This window comes from Psychrobacter maritimus (genome assembly GCF_029953575.1).
GTDB lineage: Bacteria > Pseudomonadota > Gammaproteobacteria > Pseudomonadales > Moraxellaceae > Psychrobacter > Psychrobacter maritimus.
In genome coordinates this window covers 1731569-1758196 of sequence record NZ_CP124526.1, presented here as the reverse complement: position 1 = coordinate 1758196, position 26628 = coordinate 1731569, and the positions used below count along the sequence as shown (strand labels likewise).

At 45.1% G+C, this 26628-nt stretch carries 20 protein-coding genes; 13 read left to right on the top strand and 7 right to left on the bottom strand.

The annotated features are described in order from the left end of the window. Nucleotides 1–4 precede the first annotated feature (4 nt). The 3 genes from nudC to dnaQ form a co-directional block, all read right to left on the bottom strand. Complete coding sequence (gene nudC / locus QJS82_RS07330) at nucleotides 5–1045, bottom strand: NAD(+) diphosphatase (protein ID WP_281490049.1); 1041 nt, start codon at nucleotides 1043–1045, stop codon at nucleotides 5–7. A gap of 105 nt (nucleotides 1046–1150) precedes the next feature. Next, nucleotides 1151–2833, bottom strand: coding sequence for a hypothetical protein (locus QJS82_RS07325; RefSeq protein ID WP_281490048.1), 1683 nt, complete (start codon nucleotides 2831–2833; stop codon nucleotides 1151–1153). Between the two features lie 176 nt (nucleotides 2834–3009). Beyond that, nucleotides 3010–4626 carry a DNA polymerase III subunit epsilon gene (dnaQ, locus tag QJS82_RS07320; protein WP_281490047.1) on the bottom strand — a complete coding sequence of 539 codons (1617 nt, stop codon included), beginning with the start codon at nucleotides 4624–4626 and terminating at the stop codon, nucleotides 3010–3012. A 308-nt stretch (nucleotides 4627–4934) separates the two neighbouring features. Here dnaQ and QJS82_RS07315 point away from each other — a divergent pair, with 308 nt between their 5' ends. Both QJS82_RS07315 and QJS82_RS07310 read left to right on the top strand, forming a co-directional pair. Next, the gene (locus QJS82_RS07315) at nucleotides 4935–5495 is read left to right on the top strand and encodes a hypothetical protein (RefSeq protein ID WP_227670955.1); all 561 of its coding nucleotides are present in this window, start codon (nucleotides 4935–4937) and stop codon (nucleotides 5493–5495) included. A 121-nt stretch (nucleotides 5496–5616) separates the two neighbouring features. Next, on the top strand, nucleotides 5617–5922 hold the full coding sequence (locus QJS82_RS07310) for a hypothetical protein (RefSeq protein ID WP_201618716.1): 306 nt from the start codon (nucleotides 5617–5619) through the stop codon (nucleotides 5920–5922). 118 nt (nucleotides 5923–6040) lie between these two features. On the opposite strand, the gene QJS82_RS07305 is transcribed toward QJS82_RS07310, so the two are convergent. Then, nucleotides 6041–6451: a YkvA family protein gene (locus QJS82_RS07305; RefSeq protein ID WP_201618715.1), complete on the bottom strand. Its 411-nt coding sequence runs from the start codon at nucleotides 6449–6451 to the stop codon at nucleotides 6041–6043. Between the two features lie 284 nt (nucleotides 6452–6735). Between QJS82_RS07305 and QJS82_RS07300 the strand changes: the two genes are divergently transcribed. Beyond that, nucleotides 6736–8028, top strand: coding sequence for an LD-carboxypeptidase (locus QJS82_RS07300; protein ID WP_281490046.1), 1293 nt, complete (start codon nucleotides 6736–6738; stop codon nucleotides 8026–8028). 57 nt (nucleotides 8029–8085) lie between these two features. Here QJS82_RS07300 and QJS82_RS07295 read toward each other — a convergent pair whose 3' ends face one another. Then, entirely contained in the window at nucleotides 8086–9108 is a 1023-nt protein-coding gene (locus tag QJS82_RS07295; protein WP_281490045.1) for a GlxA family transcriptional regulator, read from the bottom strand. A gap of 182 nt (nucleotides 9109–9290) precedes the next feature. Here QJS82_RS07295 and QJS82_RS07290 point away from each other — a divergent pair, with 182 nt between their 5' ends. From QJS82_RS07290 to QJS82_RS07275, 4 genes are read left to right on the top strand one after another with little or no spacing between them, the layout of a single operon-like run. Then, nucleotides 9291–11096: an acyl-CoA dehydrogenase gene (locus QJS82_RS07290; protein ID WP_281490044.1), complete on the top strand. Its 1806-nt coding sequence runs from the start codon at nucleotides 9291–9293 to the stop codon at nucleotides 11094–11096. Nucleotides 11097–11152: 56 nt separating this feature from the next. Then, a complete protein-coding gene (locus tag QJS82_RS07285; RefSeq protein WP_281490043.1) occupies nucleotides 11153–12160 on the top strand; it encodes an NADP-dependent oxidoreductase in 1008 nt (335 codons plus the stop codon). 3 nt (nucleotides 12161–12163) lie between these two features. Continuing rightward, nucleotides 12164–12946 carry an SDR family NAD(P)-dependent oxidoreductase gene (locus QJS82_RS07280; RefSeq protein ID WP_281490042.1) on the top strand — a complete coding sequence of 261 codons (783 nt, stop codon included), beginning with the start codon at nucleotides 12164–12166 and terminating at the stop codon, nucleotides 12944–12946. A gap of 42 nt (nucleotides 12947–12988) precedes the next feature. Further along, nucleotides 12989–13753 carry an SDR family oxidoreductase gene (locus QJS82_RS07275; RefSeq protein WP_281490041.1) on the top strand — a complete coding sequence of 255 codons (765 nt, stop codon included), beginning with the start codon at nucleotides 12989–12991 and terminating at the stop codon, nucleotides 13751–13753. 124 nt (nucleotides 13754–13877) lie between these two features. Here QJS82_RS07275 and uvrA read toward each other — a convergent pair whose 3' ends face one another. Further along, on the bottom strand, nucleotides 13878–16475 hold the full coding sequence (uvrA, locus tag QJS82_RS07270) for an excinuclease ABC subunit UvrA (protein ID WP_281490040.1): 2598 nt from the start codon (nucleotides 16473–16475) through the stop codon (nucleotides 13878–13880). A gap of 330 nt (nucleotides 16476–16805) precedes the next feature. On the opposite strand from uvrA, the gene arfB reads away from it, so the two are divergent. Further along, nucleotides 16806–17219 carry an alternative ribosome rescue aminoacyl-tRNA hydrolase ArfB gene (arfB, locus tag QJS82_RS07265; protein WP_281490039.1) on the top strand — a complete coding sequence of 138 codons (414 nt, stop codon included), beginning with the start codon at nucleotides 16806–16808 and terminating at the stop codon, nucleotides 17217–17219. A 97-nt stretch (nucleotides 17220–17316) separates the two neighbouring features. Here arfB and QJS82_RS07260 read toward each other — a convergent pair whose 3' ends face one another. Then, complete coding sequence (locus tag QJS82_RS07260; RefSeq protein WP_201565330.1) at nucleotides 17317–18516, bottom strand: sugar transporter; 1200 nt, start codon at nucleotides 18514–18516, stop codon at nucleotides 17317–17319. A 594-nt stretch (nucleotides 18517–19110) separates the two neighbouring features. Between QJS82_RS07260 and QJS82_RS07255 the strand changes: the two genes are divergently transcribed. The 5 genes from QJS82_RS07255 to nhaC all read left to right on the top strand — a co-directional run bounded on the left by QJS82_RS07255 (nucleotide 19111) and on the right by nhaC (nucleotide 26614). Continuing rightward, nucleotides 19111–20076, top strand: a complete 966-nt coding sequence (locus tag QJS82_RS07255) for a LysR substrate-binding domain-containing protein (RefSeq protein WP_281490038.1) — start codon at nucleotides 19111–19113, stop codon at nucleotides 20074–20076. Between the two features lie 270 nt (nucleotides 20077–20346). Continuing rightward, on the top strand, nucleotides 20347–21618 hold the full coding sequence (locus QJS82_RS07250) for a 2-aminoadipate transaminase (RefSeq protein ID WP_281490037.1): 1272 nt from the start codon (nucleotides 20347–20349) through the stop codon (nucleotides 21616–21618). A 189-nt stretch (nucleotides 21619–21807) separates the two neighbouring features. Beyond that, on the top strand, nucleotides 21808–23208 hold the full coding sequence (gene hglS, locus QJS82_RS07245; protein WP_281491690.1) for a 2-oxoadipate dioxygenase/decarboxylase HglS: 1401 nt from the start codon (nucleotides 21808–21810) through the stop codon (nucleotides 23206–23208). Nucleotides 23209–23378: 170 nt separating this feature from the next. Beyond that, nucleotides 23379–24869 (top strand): L-piperidine-6-carboxylate dehydrogenase, encoded by a 1491-nt coding sequence (gene amaB, locus QJS82_RS07240; protein ID WP_201565327.1) that lies wholly within the window; start codon nucleotides 23379–23381, stop codon nucleotides 24867–24869. A 284-nt stretch (nucleotides 24870–25153) separates the two neighbouring features. Further along, a complete protein-coding gene (gene nhaC, locus QJS82_RS07235; protein WP_281490036.1) occupies nucleotides 25154–26614 on the top strand; it encodes a Na+/H+ antiporter NhaC in 1461 nt (486 codons plus the stop codon). The last annotated feature ends 14 nt before the right edge of the window (nucleotides 26615–26628 follow it).

Genomic DNA, 26628 nt, shown 5'->3' with positions numbered 1-26628 from the left:
TCCATTAAAGTGAGATGCCTTGTTCATGAGCAATTTGGGCAATCAGCGCATAAGCAATGCTGCCTTTTGACGGTATTTTTGGCAAATCTGACAGGTCAAAAAAATCGGCATGTGACAGCTCATCTTCTTGTATCACGATTTCACCGCCAGCAAGAGAGGCTCGAAAACCAAGCATTAAATTAGACGGAAACGGCCAAGGTTGACTGCTGACATAGCGAATATCTTTGAGGCTGATATTCACCTCTTCTGCCACTTCGCGTACCACCGCATGCTCTAAACTTTCACCGACTTCTACAAAACCGGCAATCAAACCATATTGTAGCGCTTGCTGAGGCGTTTTTTGCTGCCCATAACGGTGATGGTGCGCCAATAATATTTGCATTGCACCCGTTTGCGGATTCGGTCGGGTAATAGCGGTAATAACGCAAGGCTGCACACGTGGATACTGGCGTAAGCGGCAAGCTTGGCAGACCATTGCACGCTCAGCGCTTGCGGCATGCACCACGGGAGCGGCGCAGCGACTACAAAACTGCGTATCTGCTTGCCAACGTAATAACTGTATGGCTTGGCTAAGCTGGTCGGATAACGCGAATGGCAGCTGCGTGATAAGCAGACGATACGCAATAAAAGCGCAAGTATCGGTGTCTGGACTGCTTTCTGAATCATGACCTTCTAAAATTCTAGGTAAATCAATATGATGGGTTATTGCATAGTCATAAGTAATGGCAATGGCCGCTTGTGATGTAAAAGTATTGGCAGTATCGGTTTCAAAATCAGCCAAACTAGCGCTATCTGCACTATCAATGCTACGCGTGCTGCTTTTTACATCGTCATTAGGTAACCAATGAGTCGGCGCTAAGCTTTCAAGGAGCGTGACTCGCCCAACTTGATAGGCTGGCTGAATGTTATGGATGTCATGAATGTCATGAGTGTTTATCGCTGTATCATTAACCGAATCTGGTAACTGAACCTGTACAGGCCACCAGCCCTTGGGCGTTTGACGACATAAAACCGTCTCGTCACGAAGTATAAAGGCGTGGGTCATAGGATAAATTTCCAAACAATCAAAGACAGACTCATATCCGCATCGATATGAGTCTGTTTAAAGTGGGCAGTTAAATGATAACTCAGTAAGTAAATAAACTAGCAATTAGGCAGCAAGCAACTGGCTTAAGCTTTGTTGCCCGACATCTAGCGCTTGTTTACTCACGGGACGATTGTTCTCAAAGCCATCTAAATGATGGTCAACGGCCATGATGACATCGGCGATATAAGCCAAGGTGCCATCATCAATCCGTGCGCCACTATCAATACGCTGCTGCAAATAACCCGCTAATTGACTGAGCATGCTAGCAGGGGTTGGCAATTGTAAAAAGCGCACCGCACCTGACACTTGACGCAGCATTTCAGGAATATTTTGAATATTAAGGATATCACGCTCAGGTTCAGCTAAATAGTCATTGATAGCTTGTTCGGCACTGGCAATGGCGGTACGGCTCTCTTGTATCAGCGTATCATAGGCGGTATTCAGCTGATGTAATGAGATATGTGGATTGTTCAAAGGCAAATAAATAGCCCCTGGGGTGTGCATTTCTGCCATGGCGATAGTGGCATTTTCAGCGTGCATCAATGCCAATAATAAATGGTCAAAATCTTCTGGCGTAGGCGCGCGCCATTTGCTCACCGCCTCTGCTGCGGTACTCAAGCTGTTTGCAGCATTTGCTAAGCCTAATAAACGGAACGCTGAACTCAGCTCGGTCAGCTGCTCAGTGATTTGCGAGGTTTGCATATCGACAGGATTGATAGAATCACCGCGTGCGTAGCTATCGACATTCTCTTTGATATTATTGATTTGTGCTTGAATAATGGTGTTTAAAGTGTCCGTCAAAGCACGATTAGGACCAAATAAGAAGCGCGCCATTTGCTCAAGTTGCGGCGTCTCTAGCTGATTGGCAGCATATTGTTCACGCAGTATTTTGGCCTCTGCTGTATCGCGCTGGCAAGCAAAGCTGACCAAGTCTGCAAAGCGTGTGTCCATTACGGGCAGATAGCTTTGGAACTGCTGCTCTAAGTAAATAAGCGTGTGTTTTTGGCTTAAGTTCAGCGGTAAAATGCTGGCAATATCGGCCACGGCGGCAGTTGCTGCTTGCCAAAACAAACGGTTAGAGTTTGCGGCTATCAAAGCGCAAGCTGCTGACATGGCATCGAGTTTTTTCTGCTCATCGTCGCTCACGTTGCCGTCTTGATTTAACAACGCAACCCCAAGGCCACTACGATAAGCGTAAGTCAATAATTCGCTATCAAGATTGAGCTCGTGCAGCGGTTGAAAGTTATTTTCAGGATTGGCAATAATGACGCTGCTGCTACCAAAGGTTGAAAAATAATCAGCGGCGATTGGTGCTTCTTGCCCGTGAGCATTGAGCTTATTAATAATAGGTAGTAGTAAAGTCGGCTCTACTGACTCAGTCAATAAGACAAACTCAATATAACGATCAAGCGTCATAATGGCTTCTGATAAGTCCATAATCAACGCCGTATCGCTATTATCACCGCTATCATAAAGCTGCTGTAAACCATGCGCGATTGCGGTGTTGAGCGCCTCTGCACCCGCCAGAGCAATCAGCTCAAAAATACAAGACAGCTGTTTTAACACAATAATAGAATCTAATAATAAAGGCGCTTGGCTATTATCATCATTAAATTCGCCCAAATGAATCTCAGTATCTTTTAATATGACTTTAATTTCATCGTGCAATAAATGCAGTGATGGCAGGTTAAAATCAGTCACACTCAAGGTTGGGGCGGTTAATTTCATTTGCGTAGAATGGTTCATAGTTGTTTTTTTCCATGACGTACTGATGAAAATAGCAATGGTTTATGATCAATTAAAAATAATATCAATAAGGTTTTAACGCTTATTGTCATAATAATCAAGACTAACTTACTTAACCGCCAGTATAAGAGGTTATTTAATAATAAAAACGATTTTAATGATGGGGATTATAACGGCTACATTTTATCTTTAAGCGCAGGATAATCCTCTGCAAGCGCCGCATACCAGCTTTGATTGGCGCTCTCATTGTTACTTGAGGTCATTAATAAACTGGCCAAATCAGCAAAGCTTGCATGGGCGGTATGTCCGCCATCGGCTTGGGTGTCGTCCTCGATAGCAAGGGTGACTTGGCCGCCGGTCATTGCCAAATAAACTTCAGCTAAAATCTCTGAGTCAAGTAATGCGCCGTGGAAAGTACGGTCTTGCTTACCGACATCTAGGCGGCGCACGAGGGCATCTAGGGTGTTTTTTTGCCCCGGATATTGCTGCTTGGCCATCACCAGCGAGTCGGTCACTTGGACGCGCTCCGCAAAGTCATGCATGCCAACTTTGGCGAACTCCATATTTAAGAAGTTCATATCAAAGGTGGCGTTATGAGCGATGATTTCGGCACCGTCCATAAAATCATACAGCGCCTGAGCGACTTGATCAAAGGTTGGCTTATCGGTTAAAAATGCCTCAGAGATACCATGAATGCGGATAACTTCTTCATCCATACCGCGCTGCGGGTTGATATAGACGTGGAGCTTTTCGCCGGTAAATTTACGCCCGACCATCTCTACAATACCGACTTCAATAATACGGTCACCCTTCATTGGGTCAAGACCTGTGGTCTCGGTATCCATAATAAGCTGGCGGTCAGATTCATGACGATGGATGGGCTTTGGCAGCAGCGGTATAAAATACGGGTTGGCACGGCTGGTATCACCATCAAATTTTGGCGTATCGGCTTCGCTACTGGTCTCTATATCAGCTGTTATGTCAGTTGCTATAGCTGCTATTTGGTTATTTGTGCTGGTGTCTGGCATCACTGTATCGCTTATTGTTTTGGTAGCATGGTGCTCATTGCTATTTTCTGCAGCTAAAGCATCTGTAGTTATCATCGTATCATGATGGTTTTGACTGTCTGTTTGACTGTCTAATAACTCCGCATCAAGCTCATCATCCATCATATCAAACCCCAATGGATCAAATTTTAGCCAATCATCGCTAGCGTTCTGGGTATTATCGGTCACTATTTGCTCTTTTTTTTTAGCAGTCTCTTGCGAGTTGATTAGGGCAGCACTTTCACTGCTAGAGGTCACGCCTAAATTTGCTAGCTCGTCCGCTTTTTCGTTGCCCGCGTGTCCGGCGTGACCCTTGACCCAATGCCAGTCGACATCACGCTGCTGGCAGAGCTCATCTAGGCGCTGCCAAAGGTCTTGGTTGGCGACGGGTTTATTGCTTGCCGTTTTCCAACCTCTTTTTTTCCAACCCTCAATCCATTCGGTAATGCCTTTTTTGACATAGCTTGAGTCTGTCCAAATCTCAAGGTTGTGCTCATGCGGACTGTGGGTCAGTGCTTGTATCGCGCCCATCAGCTCCATGCGATTATTGGTCGTTTCTTTATCACCACCATATAAATCCTGCGTACAACCATCGCTAAATATCAGGTGCGCGCCCCAGCCGCCGGCACCCGGATTGCCTTTACAAGCACCGTCGGTATAAGCAACTGTCGTATTGGGTTTCGCGGCCAACGGATTTATGGCGTTATTAATATTAAATGACTGCGCTGAAGTAGAAGTGTCTGACATAAAAGCGTATTGACCTAATAAATGGTAAACGTGGAGCAGGGCGGTTTCGGTAGTGCTATTTTTACACCAGCTAGCACGATATATTTTAGGTTTGAGTATAGCAAATCTATCCCAGCTATGGGCAGCTGGCATGCACAAAATCGTAAAAGCACAGATGATAGTAGTGATGATAATAATAACGCGGTGGTTTTCTGTTAAAATGGCTGCGATTGTAGTGCGATGGCACGATTTGATTGTTTTCTTTTTGATTATTTTTAACAGTCAGACGCTCAATATCAGCTTTTTATATGCAAATGCAGGATAACCCTATGATGTCCGTACGCCCAAACGTTTTTTATAAAAAATGGCCGCCCTTGATGGTCGCTATCACAGTCAGTAGCGCACTGTTTTTAAGTGCTTGCAATGATAGCAATACGCCAGCTGATACTAAACAGATGCAGACGGCAGCGGATTTATCCATATTTGAAGGCTGCTACACTGTCAGTCATGACGAGCCTGCACAGATAAAAGTCAGCCAACAGGGCGGCGCGTGGGTGATGCAGATGAAAGAGCCGGCAAGCGCTAAGCGCGTTTGGGATGATGCTGAGCCGTTAGAGGTGATTGCAAATAGCGATATACCCACGTATTTCTCTATTGACCCTGACAATGTCGATGCGGTCATTGGGCGTCCAGACAGAGTGTTGGTACTGGCGCATGTGAAGCCTGTCTATGCCAATATCGATCCGCTACTTGATAGTGAGTATTTATCCTACATTTATCGCGGTGCCAATACCATTTACCGTGTCGAGTGTGACGAGGTTAATACGGATATTTTAGCCAATCCTCATTCAAACATTGTGATTGATAATGTGAATGAGAGCAGCCAGTAAAACTATAGAGAAGCCTTTATATAAATAGCTCATTATCGGGTATGATAATAAGCGAACAAAGTTATTTATAAACAATCAAAGCTTTCTGTAATCAACAAATACGTCATTAGAGTCAGGCAATATGAATTTTTTTAGTTATGTGGTGTTAGGCGGATTTTCTTATGCGGCGGGTTGGGCAGTCAGAACCTATATCCTAGATAAACAGCCAAAACCTGAGCAGCCTTATAATCTTAAGCATCCAGCAATCTTAGCCTATCTTGGCGGATTTTTTATTGTTATGCTGATTATTTCATGGCTTATCGGGCGCTATTTGCTTGGACACGTTGACGTTGACTTGCCATTTATTATTGTGAATAGCTTGGTTGCTACCTTTGTATATTCATTTGGTCTGAATCCAGAAAAAGCCAATTATGAAGTGCCAGATTAACTCATACTGATAAATCACTAGCGGTTAATAAAAAGCCAAGGCTGATAAATGCATTATCGGTCGTGGCTTTTTCTAATGTATTAGCATTAATGTTTGCAGTAGGATAGCTTATCAGCAGTTAATTCTTTTTCTTTAAGTTGGTAGCAGTTTTAACCGCTGACTGGCTTTGCTTCCACGTTTGATATTTCTGCAAATCCTTTTCAATAAGTTTTAAGCAAAAGGTGAGTACCAGCGCATCGTCGATATGACCGATAAAAGGGATAAAGTCTGGGATGATATCAATCGGGTTGAGAGTATAAAGCAGCCCAACGACGCCCGCTGAAATGGTTTTGTAGGGAATATCGCGATAATTGCCTTTGTAATAATCTTTAATCAAGCTCATAAATAGCATCAAATCCTTAGCAAAACGCTCAAGATGGCTGCTATCTTTTAGCTTTTCTTGCAGTTTTTCTTCCTCATGAATGAGGTACTCTAAATCGGCATCTAAGATGTCATCTTTTTCCTGCTTATCAGTCGCTTTGTCAGCCATTATTATTATCCTTATTTAAGCGCAATTGATGTCTTTATGTGATGTCTTCATACTACAACAAAGTCGTGGCGTGCGCCAATATTGCGTATTATGAATAGGTTTAATTTGCTTGAGTTTTTAGTGTATAGAGTAGCGAAAAAGTAAATATGGGCAAGGGTTAGGCAACTATTTTCACTTGCAAACCGTTTACAATACGCAGCTGTGATGTCTAAGCAAATAGGTTGCAAAGATAAAGATGGTTCAAAAGTAGATTCAAATAAAAAACGATAAGGTAGCAGCGAGCGATGGTTTCCAAGAGTGAGTTATTAAAAAATGATAAAAGTAAAGATGCTCATACAGCGAATGACACGACGTCTGGCTTGAATCGTCGCCAGTTTTTACGTCAAGTCGGTATCAGTGCAGGAGCAGGATTATTAGTAACCCAAAGCATCACTCAGGCGCTTGCTGCCAATACTATTCAGCAAGATAAAAGCACGCAGCTTACCAAAGATGATCTGCCAACGGCATTGATGGATGAGCGCCTGACATCACAAGAAGCAGCGCCCGAAATATTGCAACCGAATACCCGCTGTATTACGCCAAGTATAGAGACGCGGCTTTTTGCCAGCTCCAATGTCGGTGGTAGTGACGAGCGTAATGAATTGGCACTAGAGCGCTTGGCCTGCGCGGGTTTTAAGGTGGATAATCCTGCGATTACCAAACGGCAGTATTTGCGCTTTGCGGGTACAGATTCGCAGCGCGCGAGTGATTTGCAAAACATCGCTACGGGTGCGATCGCAGCACCGAAACTGCTACTTGGTGTACGCGGTGGCTATGGCGCTGTGCGTTTATTGCCAATGGTTGACTGGTCGACGCTGGGTCGTATAATGAAGGAGCGCGGCACGATACTAGCAGGCTTTAGTGATGTGACCGCCATCCAGTGCGCGTTATTGGCAAAAGGAGAAATGAGCTCGCTTGCCGCGCCGATGCTCTATAGTGAGTTTGGTAAAAACAAACCCGACCAAGTCAGCTGCCGACAGTTTGCAGAAGCATTAACCAATCCCAATTTGGCTATCAATATACAAGATGCGTCGTTAACCAGTCCAAATTTACCGAGTATTCTGTCAAGTTCTGAGCCAAAAACTTTAACGGGCACTATTTGGGGCGGCAATCTAAGTGTGGTATCAGCGCTGGCAGGTAGTGAATATTTGCCACGGATTGACGGCGGTATGGTATTTTTAGAAGATGTCGGTGAGCAAGCTTATCGTATTGAGCGCATGCTATATGATTTGTATTTAGCAGGTGTGTTTAAGAATCAGCAAGCGATTGTATTTGGCGCGTTATCAGGCAGCGGTGAGGACAGTTATGACAAGCGTTATGATGTCGCTACTGTAATTCGTCAATTGCATAAGCTGACAGGATTGCCGATTTATAATGGCATGCGCTTTGGTCATATTGGTCAAAAGCACAGTTTTCCATTAGGTGCGACGTGTCAAATCAGCGCCAATAACTTCGGTGGCTATCAGTTAGCATTTAGTGGTTATCCAACGATTAAAGCAGATGCCATTCATGTCGAAGGCTTGTGGCAATCCGTTTAGCTATCAGAAAAACCTCATAAGAAATAGCAATAAAATATAAGCTAAGTCTTAAAGGTTCTAAATCGCCAAGCGTGAAAATTTATCCTGATATTCTTTCGGCGTCAGTTCAGTAGCGCGTTTAAACAAGCGAGTAAATGATGAAATATCATCGTAGCCAACTTGCTCAGCGAGTGATTTAATCGTCACATCTCCTAATTCTAACAAACGCTTTGCCTGCTCAATTCTCACCGCTTGAATATACTCAATCGGGCGCATAGCAACACAGGATTGAAAGCGTCTATTTAAGGTGCGCGGGGTGATATTCACCATGTCTGCTAACTGGCTCACCTGCATAGATTGCCTAAAATTCTCTTCGATAAATTCTTGTACCTGTTTAACCAGCTGGTCTGAATGCGGTTTATGCAACGTCACATTGGTATAGCTGTTTTGATTGCCCCGTTTACTATCAATAATTTGGGTTTTCGCCACTTGGGTAGAAATCTCGCGCCCGCAATAACGCTCGATTAATAACAATCCCAAGTCATAAAAGGCGCTACCACCTGCCGCACAGAATATATTGCCAGATTGGTCTTTTGACTGGCTTTTTGAGTGAGTGACAAATTGGTTTTCTTGCAAATCAACCAGTGGAAAATCTGCCTTAAACTTACTGGCATAGCCCCAATGGGTGGTCGCTACTTTGCCATCGAGCAAGCCTGCTTTTGCTAAAAAGAAAGCCCCGCTACAGTTGCTGGCGATATCGGCTTTGGTATTTGTCAGTCGCTGCAAATGCGGAATTAAATCACTATTTTGACTCAATACCTTATCGATTGAATCGCCAATCGTTGGGATTAATAGTAAGTCGCACTCTGTGACTTCCTGAATATCGCAATGCGCTCGCATGATTAAGCGATTGCTACATCTGATATCTACGCCGCCCAGACTAGCAATTTGCACATTAAATCTGGGTTCTACTGCCTCATCCAAAAATCGTTGCCAGCTGACGCCAGTAAATGAAAATAAATCTAGCGCTCCTGTCAAAGCGCTGCCAAGTACACCATCGAAGCCGACAATGATGACTTTAAAAGGTTTGAAGTAGGGCATAAGTGCTTATTTTCCTATGAGAAAACGTATTTAAAATGTCAGTTTATTAGCAGTTTTTCCCAATTTTGCATATCAGTTTTGTCTTATTTGACCATAATTATGTCATAAATGACAATACGGCAAGGCGTTAAATTAGATTAATATCAATGCATCACCAAATTTAATAAGTTAACGAGAATACTATGGCGGCAGATACACTTATCAATGACTTTGAGTTACCGTTCCAATTATATGATGTATTGGGCACTGAAAATTTAACCGAGCATCCGAAGTTTGCAGAGCACAGCCGCGAAACCTTTGATGCGGTATTGGACACCGCCAATAAAATCGCGACCCAGTTATTCTTACCGCACAACCATGTGGCGGATAAAAACGAGCCGCAGTTTGACGGCAAAAAAGTCAGCATGATACACGATGTAAAAGTCGCCTTTGATGCATTTCGTGAGTCAGGCTTTATCGCGGGTCGCTATAGCTTTGACGATGGTGGCATGCAATTACCCGAAACAGTGATGACAGCTGTGGCAGGCTATTTTATGGCGGCCAACCCCTCAACGACGGCTTATCCGTTTTTAACCACCGCCGCGATTAATGTTATCTCACATTTCGCCAGTGATGAGATTAAAAATGCCTTTATGCCGCGCATGTTGACGGGTGAATTTACGGGCACCATGGCGTTAACTGAGCCACATGCTGGCTCATCGCTTGCCGATATCAAAACCACGGCAGTAAAGCAGGACGACGGTTCTTACCGCGTAAAAGGCAGCAAGATTTATATCTCAGCGGGTGATCATGAGTTGTCCGACAATATCGTGCATTTGGTATTAGCCAAAGTGCCGGGCGGTCCTGGTGGTGTAAAAGGCATCTCGTTATTTGCCGTGCCGAAGTATCGACTCAATGAAGATTTATCGGTTGGCGAGCGCAATGATGTGCATTTAACGGGACTTATTCATAAGCTTGGCTATCGAGGTGCGACTTCCACGGCATTAAGCTTTGGCGATGCAGGCGAGTGCTATGGCTACCTTATCGGCGAAGAGCATTTCGGCTTGCGCTACATGTTCAAAATGATGAATGAGGCGCGTATCGCGGTTGGCTTTGGTGCAGCGATGATTGGCTATCGTGGGTATCAGTATTCGCTCGATTATGCCAAAGACAGGACGCAAGGCAGAATTGCACCGAACAATAAACCTGAAGACGCAGCAACGGCGATTATTAATCATGGTGATGTCAAACGTATGTTACTTGCGCAAAAAGCCTACAGCGAGGGCGGCATATCACTCTGTCTATATGGCTCAAACCTGATTGACCGTATCAATACTTGTGAAGATGCAACATTAAAAGCTGAGCTATCAGAACTGCTGGATTTACTCACGCCAGTGTTAAAAGCATGGCCCTCTGAATATGGTCCAAAGGCCAATGATTTAGGTATTCAAGTATTGGGCGGCGCAGGTTATACGCGTGAATATCAAGCCGAGCAATTTTGGCGTGACAATCGTCTCAATCCTATTCATGAAGGCACAAATGGTGTGCAAGCGTTAGATTTGTCATTCCGTAAGTTATGGCAAAACAAGGGTCTTGGGATTCAAATTCTAAAACGTGAAATTACTCAAGACTTAGAGAGGATTACTACGCCAGAAACCGCCAAACTTGCCGGTAAATTGATGCCTTATATGGGTCATTTGCATGAAGTGTTGGTGCATCTAAGCAAAATTCTGCAAACAGAAAAAGCACTTACATTAACAGGCAACGCACAAGCACTAATGAATATTTTTGCCTCTATCGTGGTCAGCTGGATTTGGATTCGCCAAGCTAGCAAAGCGGAACAGTTATTAAGTGATACAACCGACGTTGAGAAACAAAACTTCTATCATGGCAAAATCCAAGCAGCCAAATACTTTATCGATTGGGAATTGCCGTTAATCAAGCGCGATATTGAGCTGTTAAATAACGACAATGCGGTATGTACCGATATGCAAGCAGAGTGGTTTTAAGGGATTTTGAACCATGTTTGATATTAATAATAAATACAACTTTGAAGGAATAAACAATGACAACAATCAATAAGCAGTGGCGCTTAAAAGAAAGACCTATTGGCGCGCCGAGTGCGGAAACTTGGGATTATACCGAGTCAGAACTATCGACTATTTCAGACGGTCAGTTACTGATTAAAATCGAATATATCTCGATGGATCCAGCGATGCGCGGTTGGTTAAACGATGCCAAATCTTACATCGAGCCGGTACAGATTGGTGATGTCATGCGCGCGGGTACCGTGGGCGAAGTGATTGAAAGTAAGCATGAAAAGTTTGCCGTCGGCGATTATGTCGTAGGTCATAACGGCGTGCAGTCCTATGCAGTCAGTGACGGTACTGGGTTATACAAAGTCGATCCACAGCTTGCACCCTTATCTTATTACTTAGGCGTGCTCGGTATGCCAGGTATGACCGGCTACTTTGGTCTGCTAAAAACAGGCGCGCCAAAAGCGGGCGAGACCGTCGTCGTTTCTGGTGCCGCTGGTGCCGTTGGTAGCTTGGTTGGACAAATTGCCAAACTCAAAGGCTGCCGCGTCGTTGGTATCGCAGGTGGTAGCGAGAAATGCAAATTCTTAGTCGATGAGCTGGGTTTTGATGCGGCTATAGATTATAAAAATGAAAATGTGAAAGAAGGCTTAAAGCAAGCCTGTCCAAAAGGTGTCGATGTCTTCTTTGACAATGTCGGCGGCGATATTTTAAATGACGTCCTTACACAAATTAATCTACATGCCCGTATCGTTATCTGCGGTGCGATTAGCCAATATAACAACACTACAGAAGTAAAAGGGCCGTCAAACTATCTGTCATTATTGGTCAATCGTGCCCGTATGGAAGGCATCGTTGTATTCGATAATATCAAAGAGTATCCGGTAGCGATGAAAGACATCGCAGGCTGGATTCAAGCGGGCGATATTAAAGTGAAAGACCATATCGTTGAAGGTATAGAGACCTTTCCTGATACCTTGATGATGCTATTTAAAGGTGAGAACTTCGGCAAGCTGGTACTTAAGGTAGAGGGATAAATCATGACACTGAATACAAATGGAATTGCATCAGACGTCACTGGTAAACGTATTTTAATCACCGGCGGCGCGTCTGGTATCGGTGCGGCAAGTGCGTTATTGTTAGCCAGTCGCGGTGCGAAAGTTGTCATTGGCGATTTGGCGGAAGAGATGGGCGCTACTGTTGCTCAGCAAGGGCAAGATGCTGGTAATAGCATTGTTTTTAAAAAGGTCGATGTGACTAACGGCGATGAAGTGCGGGCGCTATTTGCTTTTGCTATGGAAACGCTTGGCGGTCTTGATGTGGTGATAAATAATGCCGGTATCGACCATAAACCGGCACCGATGCATGAGCTAAGTGACGATGATTTTGACCGTAATATCGCGGTTAATCTAAAAGGCGTCTGGCATTGTATGCGCGCTGCTGTTACTTGTATGGCGCCCAATGGCGGCGGTCATGTGATTAATGTGGCCTCCATTGCTGGTTTACGTTCTGCACCACTGCTGACAGCTTATAGCGCGGCCAAGCATGGCGTCATGGGGCTGACCAAGTCTGCTGCCCATGAATATGCACGCGTCAATATCCGCTTTAATGCGGTATGTCCAAGCTTTATCGATACGCCGATGGTCCGTAATACCATGGCGAAAATGGACGAGCGTGCCCAGCAAGCCACCATCAAAGCCAGCCCAATGCGCCGTTTGGGAGATGTCGATGAAGTATCTGGCGCCATTGCATGGCTGGCAAGTGATGAAAGTAGCTTTATGAATGGTCATGCCTTTACCCTTGATGGCGGCATGTTGGCTTAACATCAAAAGTATTTATTAAAATATTTAAAAATATAAGGAATAATGATGAAAGATGTATTTGATTTAACAGGTAAGATTGCTTTGGTTACGGGTGCGAGCCGCGGTATTGGCGAATCTATTGCCCGCTTATTGGCGTCAAGAGGCGCGCATGTGATTGTCTCTAGCCGTAAGATTGATGCTTGCCAAGCGGTTGCGGATAGCATCATCGCTGATGGTCATAAAGCCAGCGCCTTTGCTTGTCATGTGGGCGATATGGATCAGATTGAGGCAATTTTTGAGCATATCAAAAGCGAATTTGGTCAAATTGATATCTTGGTCAATAACGCCGCGGCAAACCCTTATTATGGGCATATCTTAGATACGGATCTAGCGGCTTTTGATAAGACCGTTGAAGTCAATATTCGCGGTTATTTCTTTATGTCGACGGCTGCCGGTAAGATGATGCGCGAGCAGGGCGGCGGTGTTATTTTAAATACGGCATCGGTCAATGGCTTGGTCGCAGGTGACAAGCAAGGTATTTACTCAATCACTAAAGCTGCGGTGATTAGCATGACCAAAGCCTTTGCCAAAGAATGTGGTCCATTAAACATTCGCGTTAATGCGTTATTGCCGGGTCTGACCGATACCAAGTTTGCCTCGGCGTTAACGACCAATGATAAAGTCTTAAAGATGGCGCTACATGCGATTCCTTTAGGTCGCGTCGCTAATCCTGATGAGATGGCGGGCACGGTATTGTATCTTGTGTCTGACGCCTCAAGCTATACGACGGGCGCAACCGTGGTTGTCGATGGTGGTATGCTTGCTTAGTTAGCAATGCATGTTTAAAAAACCGATGTTTAAAAATAGGAAGCCGCATGACTTTAATAGTGATGCGGTTTTTCTTATTGCATATTTCCGTTTTTTAGTTAGTGTACTGTCTTTTATATCAATACTAAGTCAATAAAAAAGGTGCAGTGCGACTCTCTTTGGATTTCGCTACCTCTTTAGGTGTGCCTTCTGCGACAATAAGACCCCCTTCATCGCCAGCACCCGGGCCCATATCGATAATCCAATCGCTGTTGCTAGCGACTTGCATATCGTGCTCAATCATAATCACCGTATTACCAGTTGCGACCAGCCCATTTAACTGTGCCATCAGCAGCGCGACATCAGAAGGGTGTAAGCCAGTCGTTGGTTCATCGAGCACATACAGCGTATCGCCGCGCTGGGTACGCTGCAGTTCGGTAGCAAGTTTGATACGCTGTGCTTCGCCACCAGACAACTCGGTCGCTGGTTGCCCAAGCCGTAGATAGCCAAGCCCAACTTTTAGCAAGGCATCTAAGGCGCGCATAATTGGGGCATCATCAATGAAAAATTCAGCAGCGGCTTCGACTGTTAAATCAAGCACTTCGGCGATATTTTTACCTTGATAAGTAATTTCTAAGGTTTCGTCATTGTAGCGCTGACCATGGCACACTTGGCAAGGCGAGTAAACACTTGGCAGAAATAGCAGCTCAACGCTGACAAAACCGACGCCTTCGCAATTTGGGCAACGTCCTTTTTTAACATTAAATGAGAAACGTCCGGCATCATAGTGCCTTGCTTTTGCTTCTTTGGTGGCGGCAAATAATTTGCGCACATGGTCAAACAGTCCAGTATAAGTCGCCAGATTTGAGCGCGGTGTGCGCCCGATGGCTTTTTGGTCGACAGTGACTAAGCGCTTGATGTGCTCCATACCACTGACTATCTCACCGCCTATTGGCGTTTCTTGTTCTTGCTCCAGTAAAGCCGCTTCATCGGTGGGCGCTTCAATCACGGTTTTTTGCCCTAGCGCATTGTAGACCAGTTCAACCAACGCTTGACTGACCAAACTCGATTTCCCCGAGCCTGAAACGCCCGTCACTGTGGTTAATACCCCTAAAGGAAATGCCACATCTAGGCCTTGTAGATTATTACGCTCGATATTGGCAAGTTTTAGCCAATGATTAGGTTGTCTTGGCTGCTGGCTTGTTAATTGCTGGGCTTTTGGTTGCTGGGTTTTTGATTTTTTATTTTTGGAATCACCATTAAAAAGGTATTGTCCAGTATAAGAATCAGAGATATCTTGCAAGCCTGCGACAGGGCCGCTATAGATGATTTCACCGCCGTGACTGCCCGCTTTTGGTCCGACATCGACTATCCAATCGGCATGGCGAATGACGCTGACATCATGCTCGACAATGAATAATGAATTACCCGCGGCTACCAGTTCATCTAACGCACCTAATAGCGCCTGAGTATCGGCAGGATGCAGGCCAGCGGACGGTTCATCGAGCACATAAACCACGCCAAATAGTTTAGAGCGAATTTGAGTGCCAAGTCTTAGGCGCTGTAGCTCACCGGGCGATAAGGTAGGCGTGGTGCGTTCAAGTGATAAGTAACCTAGCCCAAGTCTGGTTAACGCTTGCACACGCGATAAAATATCGCTGGTAATACGCTTGGCAACAATGGCTTTTTCACGATCGGGCATATCATCGCTGAGTTTTTTATTGGCAGCGTCGTTAAGTTTTAGCGCCAGTTCAGTCAAGGTTAATTGTGATAACTCGCCAATATCAAGCCCGGCAAATTTAACCGACAGCGATTCTTGTTTTAACTTTTTGCCATGGCAGCTTGGGCATTCTGAAATTTGCATAAACTGCGCCACGCGTTTTTTGGTACGTGGACTTTGAGTGGTGGCAAAAGAATGCAAAACGAAATTTTTTGCACTGGTAAAAGTGCCTTTATAATTGGGTTTTTCACCTTTTTTAATCGCCTCGCGTACTTGCTCGAGATTGTATTCTGGGTAAACCGGCACTTCTGGGGTTTCATCGGTAAATAAAATCCAATCGCGGGTTTCCTTGGATAACGTGTTCCAAGGTTTGTCGATATCGTAGCCCAGTGTGGTCAATATCCGGCTCAGATTTTGCCCTTGCCATGCCGGTGGCCAAGCAGCAATGGCGCGTTCTCGAATGGTTTTCGTCTTGTCAGGCACAAGCAAATCTTCTGTGACCTCAAACACGCGACCAATACCTGAGCAAGTAGGGCAAGCACCTTCTGGCGTATTTGGCGAAAAGGCATCGGCATACAACATGTCTTGCCCAGCAGGATATTCGCCTGCTCGCGAGTACAGCATGCGCAGACCATTTGAAATCGTCGTCACGCTACCAACCGATGAACGTACCGACGGCGTACCGCGCTGCTGTTGCAGGGCGACCGCAGGCGGTAAGCCTTCTATCGAATCGACATCAGGCTCGCCAACTTGGTCAATCAAGCGCCGTGCATAAGGCGATACCGAATCAAGGTAGCGGCGTTGCGACTCAGCAAACAGAGTGCCAAATGCCAGTGACGATTTGCCTGAGCCTGATATACCGGTAAAAACAACCAGTGCATTACGCGGTAAATCCACATCGACATTTTTGAGATTGTGCACCCGCGCGCCCCTGACTTGAATGCTTTGTGCAGCGGTAAGGTTGTGATTTTTGAGAGAAGTGTTAGGTTTTTTATGATTAGATTTCTTATTATTGGTTGTCATACAACGCTTATTCCTTTGACTAAAATCGGCTCGTTAACGCTTTGATTCAACAATACCGTGTCTATTTGATACTGTGTTCTTTTAATATCGTATCTGCTTAAAGTCATCCTACCACCTTAAAATCAAAACCCTGCGCAGGCTTACGCTTTATAGACAGAGGATAGACACAGCAACGTCAAACGATAACATTTATAAGGTTTACCCGATAAATTGCAGATTATAGAGGTTAAGAAATACGGCGTTTTGGCCGCTATTAAGCGGGCAAGTGGCGCGTTAACTGGGAATGCTTTATCATTAACTTCATCTATCAATAATTTATAAAAGTATTTTATGATTTTTATCAGCAACACCATTAGCCTGAATGACAGCGAAGTAGAGATTAGCGCCATACGCGCGCAAGGGGCAGGCGGGCAAAACGTCAATAAAGTCTCGTCTGCGATTCATCTGCGTTTTGATATTCATGCTTCGAGCTTAAGCGATGTCATTAAACAGCGTTTATTGGACAGCAAAGACAGCCGAATCGCCAAAGAAGGTGTGCTTATTATTAAAGCGCAGCAGTTTCGTACCCAAGAACGCAATCGAATTGATGCGCTTGAGCGGCTGCAAAGCTTTATTATAAAAACCACCCATGTCAATAAAACCCGCAAAGCGACCAAACCTAGCAGAAATGCCAAACGTAAACGCGTCGATCAAAAAACTCAGCGCGGTAAGACCAAAGCGTTACGCGGTAAGGTGGATTTTTAAATAAACGGCTTACTTTTTTAATAAACCAAACAGCAAAATGCCAGCCCATTTAATTGGCTGGCATTGTGTATAGGCTTATTTACTATCAAGTTTTTAGCTAACCAAGTCTTCTACTTAATTCAGGAAAGCGCTTTATCATAAATAACATCAAGAGCAGCGACACACTGGCGATAGCGGCACCAACATAGCCCACGCTTGATATCGAGATATGCGTCACCGCATAACCACCAAACAGCGCACCGGCGCCAATTCCTAAATTAATAATCCCTGAGAACATCGACATCAGCATGTCTTGCGCCGTGACATCGACCATGATGACTTTGGCTTGCATAGAGATAATCAGCAGCATCAGCGCCGCGCCCCACAGTAACGCAATGAAACTCAGCGCCCAGATAGAAGTCACGGCAAACAATAGTACCAGCATAGATATCAGCATTAATATGATCGATATCAGCATCAATCTGGTATTAAAACGATCACCCCAGCGACTGAATATCACACTGCCGGCAATCCCTGCCACCCCAAATAATAGCAAGACAACCGTCGCGGCGTTTTCACTGATGGCGCCGACTTGACGCATAAAAGGCTCGATATAAGAATAAGCGGTATAGTGAGCGGTAAAGACCAGTAAAATGAGTAGATACAAACAGACCAATAAGGGGTTTTTAAGCAATTCTGGAATTTTTCTAAAAGACCCCTCAAACATACTTGGTAACGTTGGCAACAGCCTTGCTTGCAAGATAAAGACGATAAAAGCAATCACCCCAATACCGCCAAAGGTCGCCCGCCAGCCAAACCATTGACCAACTAAGCGCCCTAGTGGCACGCCAAGCACCATCGCCAATGAAGTACCGGTCGCAAGTACGCTAAGTGCCAGTGCTTTTTTGCCTTCTGGTGCTACGCGTATCGCTATCGCTGCGGTGATGGACCAAAATATCGCATGCGATAGCGCAATACCCACGCGGCTAATCAGTAATACATCAAAGCTCCAAGCAAATACGGACAATACATGGCTGGCAATAAAAACCACAAACAAGCCCAAAAGTAAGCTTTTACGCTCAAATCGGCTGGTAAGTAGCATCAATGGCAATGACATGGCCGCGACAATCCACGCATAGAGCGTCAACATCCAGCCAGTTTCTGCTGTAGTGATGGAAAAATCTTGGGCGATGTCACTTAATAGGGCAACGGGGACAAATTCGGTAGTATTCATAATAAAAGCGCTGACGCCCATCAAAAATACTTGGAAATACTGAGTTCGGCGAGCATTTGCGCTCACCTCAAGGTTATGTTTCATATGATCCAATACAAATAAAGAAGGCGCTAATAGTGAAAATTAGCTGAAAAATAATTCATGAGTTTAAGAATAACGGCGGCATAGGTGGTAATGATGAAAAAGAGGAGGGCAAGATAGCAAATCAGTTGCGGTATGTCAGAGCCTATCATCAGACCCTACTATTTTATCAGTAATCGACGGTGTTTTTTGTAGGAGAGTCTTTAAAATTAGCGACTGAATAATTGGTTGAATGCTTAAGTAAATCCGATGCTGACATCAGTGTCAGTTACATAGTGCTTATAGTGAGGTATCGCTATTTACGCTTGAATATAGGTATGATGACGCCATAGGCATAGGCATAGGCATAGGCTAGGAATGCCTGATAACGTGATTTTAAATAATCATTGATATTTTACTAGGGCGTGTCTTCATTTCAAAAATGGCGATAAAAATGAGATAAATTGCCGTCAAACAAGAAAAATAGCGTAGATAATATCGGGATATTAACAAGCTATTTGACGATGTTTGGCAAGATTTAGCCATTTTTAGCCCATTTAGATGACTATCGAGTGAATTGAGGACACGCCCTAATATGGAATAAAAGAAAAGCAATCTATGAAAACAGACACCAATAAACCATTAGCCTTTAGACGATACCCTTCAACGACGGCGCTGCAATGTTTTGAGACCGCTGCCCGTCATTTAAGTTTTACCAATGCCGCGCAAGAGATGCACATGACCCAAAGCGCCATCAGTAAGCAAGTGGCGCAGTTAGAGGAGATGCTAAACCTGTCTTTGTTTTATCGGACGCCGCACCGGATTTCACTGACCCCTGCTGGCAAGTCATATTATCTTGAAGTGTTAGAGATTTTAAAACATATCGAGGTGGCGACCACCAATTTGATGTCGCATAGCAGTAATACCGAGCTGCTAAAAATCGTCTCGCATCCGACATTTTGTGCCCGCTGGTTGATTCCAGCACTCAGTGGCTTTAGTCAAGAATACCCGCTTATCAACCTAGATATCAAAGAATTAGTAGGTCCATTTTTTTCTGAAGACCAAAATGTCGATATTGCTTTTTTATATGGTGATGGCATGTGGAGCAATATGGAGTCTATAAAACTGTTCGATGAATACTGCGTTGCAGTCTGTCAGCCGCAGTATTTGCGAGATAAAACACTGAGTACTGAGTGTTTGACAAGTAGGGAGTGTTTGGATGACTATGTGTTATTGCAAATAAGTTCGCGCTTAAGTGCGTGGTATGAGTATTTTAAGCAACAAGATATCAGCGTCGATGGCACCTTTGTGGGTCCACGTTTTGAGACTTTCCATGCTTGCATTTCTGCCGCCTTACTGGGCTATGGTATAGCCTTGGTGCCGTTACGCTTGGTTGAGCCTGAGCTACAATCAGGCGCTTTAGTGATGGCGTGGGATTATGCGGCAAAGGGTCGCGGCAGCTATTATGTGACTTATCCTGTCTCTTCAGGGCAATCGCATAAGGTCAAAGCGGTTTTAGGATGGATTACGGCTTATTTAGCAATCTCAGATGAACGTGAAAAGGCGTTAGGGTTGGTTTTATAATGTCACTTACGTTTATTTATAACCTAAAGTATTTTTTATAGCACTGGTCTTGTTATTTTTATCCTGCAAAGTTATTTGCTGTGAAAATTTAACAAGCTAAACAAAAAAACTGCCTTGATACGCAGTTTTTTTTGTTTTTAAAGGATTCGTTTAAGGAGCTAATTTACTGGTAATGACAAAAAGGAATGCCACCACAACTATTATTCGTTTGCTGCTGGAATGATGTTTTGTTGAAATGAGTCTAACTCAAGGAAGAGATAGAGATTCATCATGGACAAGCTTTATAACGTGACCGATGCCTTTACGATGGTGCATCCGCTAACGCTCGTCAAAGGCAAAAATGCCAGAGTTTGGGACGACAATGACCGCAGCTATATCGATTTTGTCGGCGGTATTGGTGTTTTAAACTTTGGTCACTGCAATCCTCACATCGTTGACGCCATCATCCAGCAAGCCCAGTCGCTGATTCACTATGCCTACAATGCGGCAGCGCATCAGCCGTATCAAAGCTTTATGCCGCGATTATGTGAGCTTGTGCCTATTAGCGGCGAGCTGGCAGGGATGCTCACTAACTGCGGTGCAGAAGCAACTGAAAACGCTATAAAGATAGCACGCATGAAAACGGGTCGCACAGGTGTCATTGCATTTGATGGTGGCTTTCATGGGCGCACACTGGCTGCGGTCAATCTCAATGGTAAGGTCGCGCCTTATAAGCGCGGGCTCGGTGCATTAGGGAGCGGCGTTTATCATATTCCTTTTCCCAGTCCCGATAACAATATCAGCGACGAGCAAGCGATTGACGCACTCCAGCGTTTATTTATGGTAGAAACCGATATCGACAATATCGGTGCCATCATCGTCGAACCTGTACAAGGGGAAGGCGGCTTTCAATTGTTGTCGCCTACCTTTGCGCAATATCTACGTAAGTTTTGTGATGAACATGGCATGTTACTCGTCATGGACGAAATCCAATCTGGTTATGGTCGTACGGGTACGCCGTTTGCTTTTACCCATTTAGGGATTGAGCCTGACCTTATTTTACTTGGCAAAAGTATCGCGGGCGGCTTGCCCTTAGGCGCAGTCATCGGCAAGGCTAGTCTGGTCAATGGTCTCCCCAAGGGCAGTTTGGGTGGTACCTATTCTGGTAACCCAGTTGCTTGCGCCGCTGCCAATGCCACGCTCGATATCATGCAAGCCGATGACGTTTGGCAGTCAGCCAAGCATTATGCCCAGACGATTGAGACGACCATCAGCCAATGGCAGCAAGAAGGTATCTCACCTTGGTTATTTGGTCTTACTGGTATCGGTGCGATGCGTGGTATCGAGCTGCGCCATCCTGAGCATGATGTGCATCCAAGTGTGATGGCGCGAGTATTAACCAAAGCACGCGAGCGTGGTCTATTGCTGATGCCAAGTGGGCAACATCGCCATATCATTCGCTTATTGCCACCACTTACCATAGAGCCTGACACCCTAAAAGAAGGATTGGATATTCTAAAAGAGGTGCTCATCGCGCTTCCTGATGGCTTGCCTGCCGCTTAATGTTTAGGAATGCTTAGGCGTGCTTAGAATTGATAGCGCATCGTCATAAGCAAATGCTCGAAATCAAATACTTATTATTAAGCTAAAAATTTATTAACTCTATTACAAGGATGTTTATTTGTGAAAAATAGTAGCGTCAGTCCAGATAAGGATTTTATCTGCAGCGATGATATTCGCCATGATTTCTCTATGGCCATGTCAGCCATGTATCAGAACGAGGTGCCGCTATACGGCGACTTGGTTGATTTGGTCAGTGATGTCAATGCCGAAGTATTAACCTCACATCCCGATATTAAATCACAACTGCTGCATACGGGCGAGATTGAGCGTCTGAGCATGGAGCGTCACGGGGCGATTCGACTGGGTACCGCAGCAGAGCTGAGCATGATGCGCCGTCTTTTTGCCGTGATGGGTATGCACCCTGTCGGCTACTACGATTTAGCGCCTGCTGGCGTGCCGGTACATTCAACAGCTTTTCGCGCACTTGACTCGCATTCATTGCATAAAAGCCCCTTTCGCGTCTTTACCTCGTTATTGCGTTTAGATTTGATTGCCGATGAAAATTTACAACAAGAAGCCACGGCCACACTGGCGCAGCGTCAGATATTCACTACTGGCGTTATTGAGCTCATTGAGATTTTTGAGGCGCAAGGTGGCTTGACTACTGCGCAAGCAGAGCAATTTGTCCAAGAAGCGCTAGAGACATTTCGCTGGCATGATAAAACGCCGGTGGCAAAAGCGCTCTATCAGCGCCTATTAAATCAGCATCCGTTGGTCGCAGATGTGGTCGGCTTTAAGGGTCCGCATATCAATCATTTAACGCCTAGAACCTTGGATATTGATGCGGTACAACAAGGCATGCAAGCAAGAGGCATACCCTCAAAAGCCATTATCGAAGGACCACCGCGTAGAGCGTGTCCTATCTTATTAAGGCAAACCAGTTTTAAAGCGCTACAAGAAGCGGTTGGCTTTAAAGTTACTAATAACTCAGACGCTAGCCATGAAGAGTATGAGCAAGGGCATCATACCGCGCGCTTTGGAGAGATTGAGCAACGCGGTGTAGCGTTAACACAAAAGGGCCGCGCGCTTTATGATGAACTACTGAGCGAAGCTCGCCGCCAACTTGGTGTTACCCCAAATGAGGACAATGCGGCTCAGTATAATCAAATTTTAACTGAGGTATTTACCGCTTTTCCTGATGATTATCAAACTCTACACGATGAGGGGCTGGCGTATTTTTATTACCAGCTGACAGATAGCACCCTTGATTCTGAAGACGGTCAAGCGTTGTTGGCCGCCACCTTAAGCACTGATGATTTGAATAAACTGCCTAATGCTAAGCTGACTGCTCTGATTAATGATGAAGTGCTTCGCATTGAACCCATCGTTTATGAGGATTTTTTGCCTGTTAGTGCCGCCGGTATCTTTCAATCGAATCTGCAAGAGGCGCAGCCAAGCCAATATGACGGTTACTCAAGCCAACAAGAGTTTGAGCGTGATTTGGGCGCCGCCATTTACGATGAGATGGCATTGTATGAAGCGATGCAGGCGCAAAGCCTTGAGCAGTGCCTGTCCACCGTCAGTATTTAGTAAAATTTAGGCTAAAAATAGCCAGCGTATAGCAGACTTATTAGCACGTCATTCCAAAAAGGAATGACTGCAAGAAATTTATTATTTTGCAACTTAGTAGGTAGCAGGGTAATTTTATAAGTCAGTCAAGGACGTAGTAAACCATTATACCAATATGCAAGGGATTGATTATGATTAAGCAATATATGTCTGCAATGGGCGTAGAAGAAGCACACTATCAAAATGGCGACTTTGAAGTCACCACCCCAATTGATGGCTCAGTCATCGGTAAAGTCACGTTAGATACAGTCGCCGACGTCGATACTAAAATCCAAAATGCCAAACAAGCTTTTCAAGAATGGCGTGTCGTTCCTGCCCCTAAACGTGGTGAGTTGATTCGTCTATTGGGTGAAGTCCTGCGTGAGCACAAAGAAGATTTAGGTATCTTAGTATCATTAGAAGCCGGAAAAATCAAAGAAGAAGGCCTTGGCGAAGTCCAAGAAATGATTGATATTTGTGACTTTGCCGTGGGCGTATCGCGTCAGCTTTATGGTCTAACCATCGCCTCAGAACGCCCAGGTCACCACATGCGTGAGACATGGCATCCACTTGGCGTCATCGGCGTCATCTCGGCCTTTAACTTCCCCGTTGCCGTTTGGTCTTGGAATACGGCACTGGCCATCGTTTGTGGCAACCCTGTCATCTGGAAACCTTCAGAAAAAACCCCACTTGTCGCCTTAGCTTGCCAAGCGTTATTTGAAAAAGCCTTGGCAAAATTTGGTGAAGCACCAGCACATTTATCGCAAATCATATTGGGTAAAACCGATATTGGTAATGCGTTGGTTGAGAATAAAGACATCGCTTTAGTCAGTGCCACCGGCAGTACGCGCATGGGCCGAGAAGTCGGGCCAAAAGTCGCTGAGCGTTTTGGTAAATGCTTGCTTGAGCTTGGCGGTAATAACGCCATGATTTTGGCACCCACTGCCGATTTGGATCTGGCGCTACGTGGCATTCTATTCTCAGCAGTAGGAACGGCAGGTCAGCGTTGCACCACCTTACGCCGTCTGTTCGTTCATGAGTCGGTCAAAGACGATATCTTACCGCGCGTTAAGTCTGCATACGAGACGGTGAGCATCGGCCATCCGCTTGAAGGCAATTTGGTCGGTCCACTGATTGATGAAGACAGCTTTAATAATATGCAAGCGGCGTTAGAAAAAGCCCGCAATACTGGCGGTAAAGTCACGGGCGGCGAACGGGTGCTGATGGATAAATTCCCCGATGCTTATTATGTGACCCCTGCGATTGTTGAGCTTGATGAGCAAAATGACGTGGCACGTAGTGAGACGTTTGCGCCGATTTTATATGTCATGCCTTATAAAGAGTTCGACGATGCGCTAGCGATGCAAAACGATGTGCCACAAGGGCTGTCATCTTGTATCTTTACCAATGACTTACGTGAAGCTGAAACTTTCCTCAGCGACCGCGGTAGTGATTGCGGTATCGCTAACGTCAACATCGGCACCAGTGGCGCTGAGATTGGCGGCGCATTTGGCGGCGAAAAAGAAACCGGCGGTGGTCGTGAATCAGGTTCTGATGCATGGAAAGCTTATATGCGTCGTCAGACCAATACGGTCAACTATTCAACCGAGCTGCCACTGGCACAAGGCATCAACTTTGGCTAATAACAATGTGACGTGACGTGATGCTTGTTAAGTAGGCTCAGCGCCTATTTAACAAGCCAGTTATTAGCTATTTTGGTCGCCAATTATCAAGTATTTATTGTTTTAGTATGAAAGCCTGCGGAAGTGATGAATAACCATTCATGATTTCAAAACAGGCTTTTTACTCCCTTTTCAGTAACCTTTTTAGCACTTTTTTCAGCATTATCAGCAGCCATGGATTGGTTGTTTACACTACTGTTATATCCATGACAGCAGTATCCACTACTAAGGAAGGTAGGTATCTTATGATGGATGATAAACCTTATGACGAAGCTAAAGATGGCTACGGTCCGTCTTCTAGTTTTTTATTAGATATTGCACCTCTGGTGTTGACTGCCATTATTCTGATGGTGCAGTTTTTTGTATTCAAAGATTTTACCCCTCACATACCCTTAGCTTGCGGTATTTTAATCACTGGCTTGTTTATGAAGCTGCGTGGCCGTGACTGGGATGGCATGGAACAACGCTTTTTAAAGGTTGTCAAAATTGGTCTACCGGCCATGATTATCTTGATGGGCGTTGGTATGCTCATCGGTGCTTGGATTATCGCTGGTACGGTTCCCACGATTTTATATTACGGTTTTAGCGTTTTTTCTCCTTCATCATTCCTAGTCTCTGTCTGTCTTATCTGCGCCATTATTTCTGTCGCAACCGGTACATCTTGGGGCACGGTTGGTACGGTTGGTCTTGCCATGATGGGTATTGGGCTAGGCTTGGGCATTCCGCCGTCACTAACGGGCGGCGCCATTGTTTCCGGTGCTTTTTTCGGCGACAAAATGTCCCCTTTATCTGACACCACCAACTTAACCCCAGCGGCTGCCGGTATTGACCTTTGGGAGCACATCCGCGGTATGTTGCCAACCACCGTACCTGCCATGGTGACTGCATTGATTATCTATGCTTGGATTGGGATGGGCTACGGCGCAGAAAATGTCGATTTATCTTCAATCAGAGACATTCAAGCCTCACTAGCCGCCAACTATAACTTGAGCATCATTACTTTATTACCTGCTGTGGTCGTTGTCATTGCAGCGGTGATGAAAATGCCTGCCATTCCAACGGTATTATCAGGTGTGGTGGTTGCAGGCTTAGTCGCGTTCTTTATGCAAGGCGTGGGTGTGCACGACATTTTTACTGTCTTACAAAATGGCTTTGTCAGTGAGACGGGCTTTGCTGTCGTCGACCAACTGCTGTCTAAAGGCGGCGTCATGTCAATGACCTGGGTTGTGACCTTGACCATTTTTGCCTTAGCTTTCGTCGGCTCAATTGAGCATTACGGTACGCTTAAAGCCATCATGGCAAAAATCAATAAGATGGTGAAATCAAGATTTGGTTTGGTAATTACCACGTATGCCAGCACACTTGGTGTCGGTACGCTCATCGGTGACGTCTATACCACACTGGTATTGCCAGGCCGTCTACTCAAAGACAAATATCAAGAAATGGGCTACAAGCGCACGACGCTTACCCGCTCTATTGAAGATACCGGCACCCTGTTATCTCCTCTGATTCCTTGGAATATGGGTGGTAGTTTCGTCGCGGCAACCTTAGGTATTGCAACGCTTACTTATGCGCCATTTGCTTTTGCCTGCTGGTTATCGCCGCTATTTGGCTTGCTATGGGTATTCTTAGATAAATTCATTCCCCGTGAAGAACCTACTGTTAATAACGACACAAGCACGCTCTCCACTGTAGACAACGTGTAATTTAGAAGGAATAT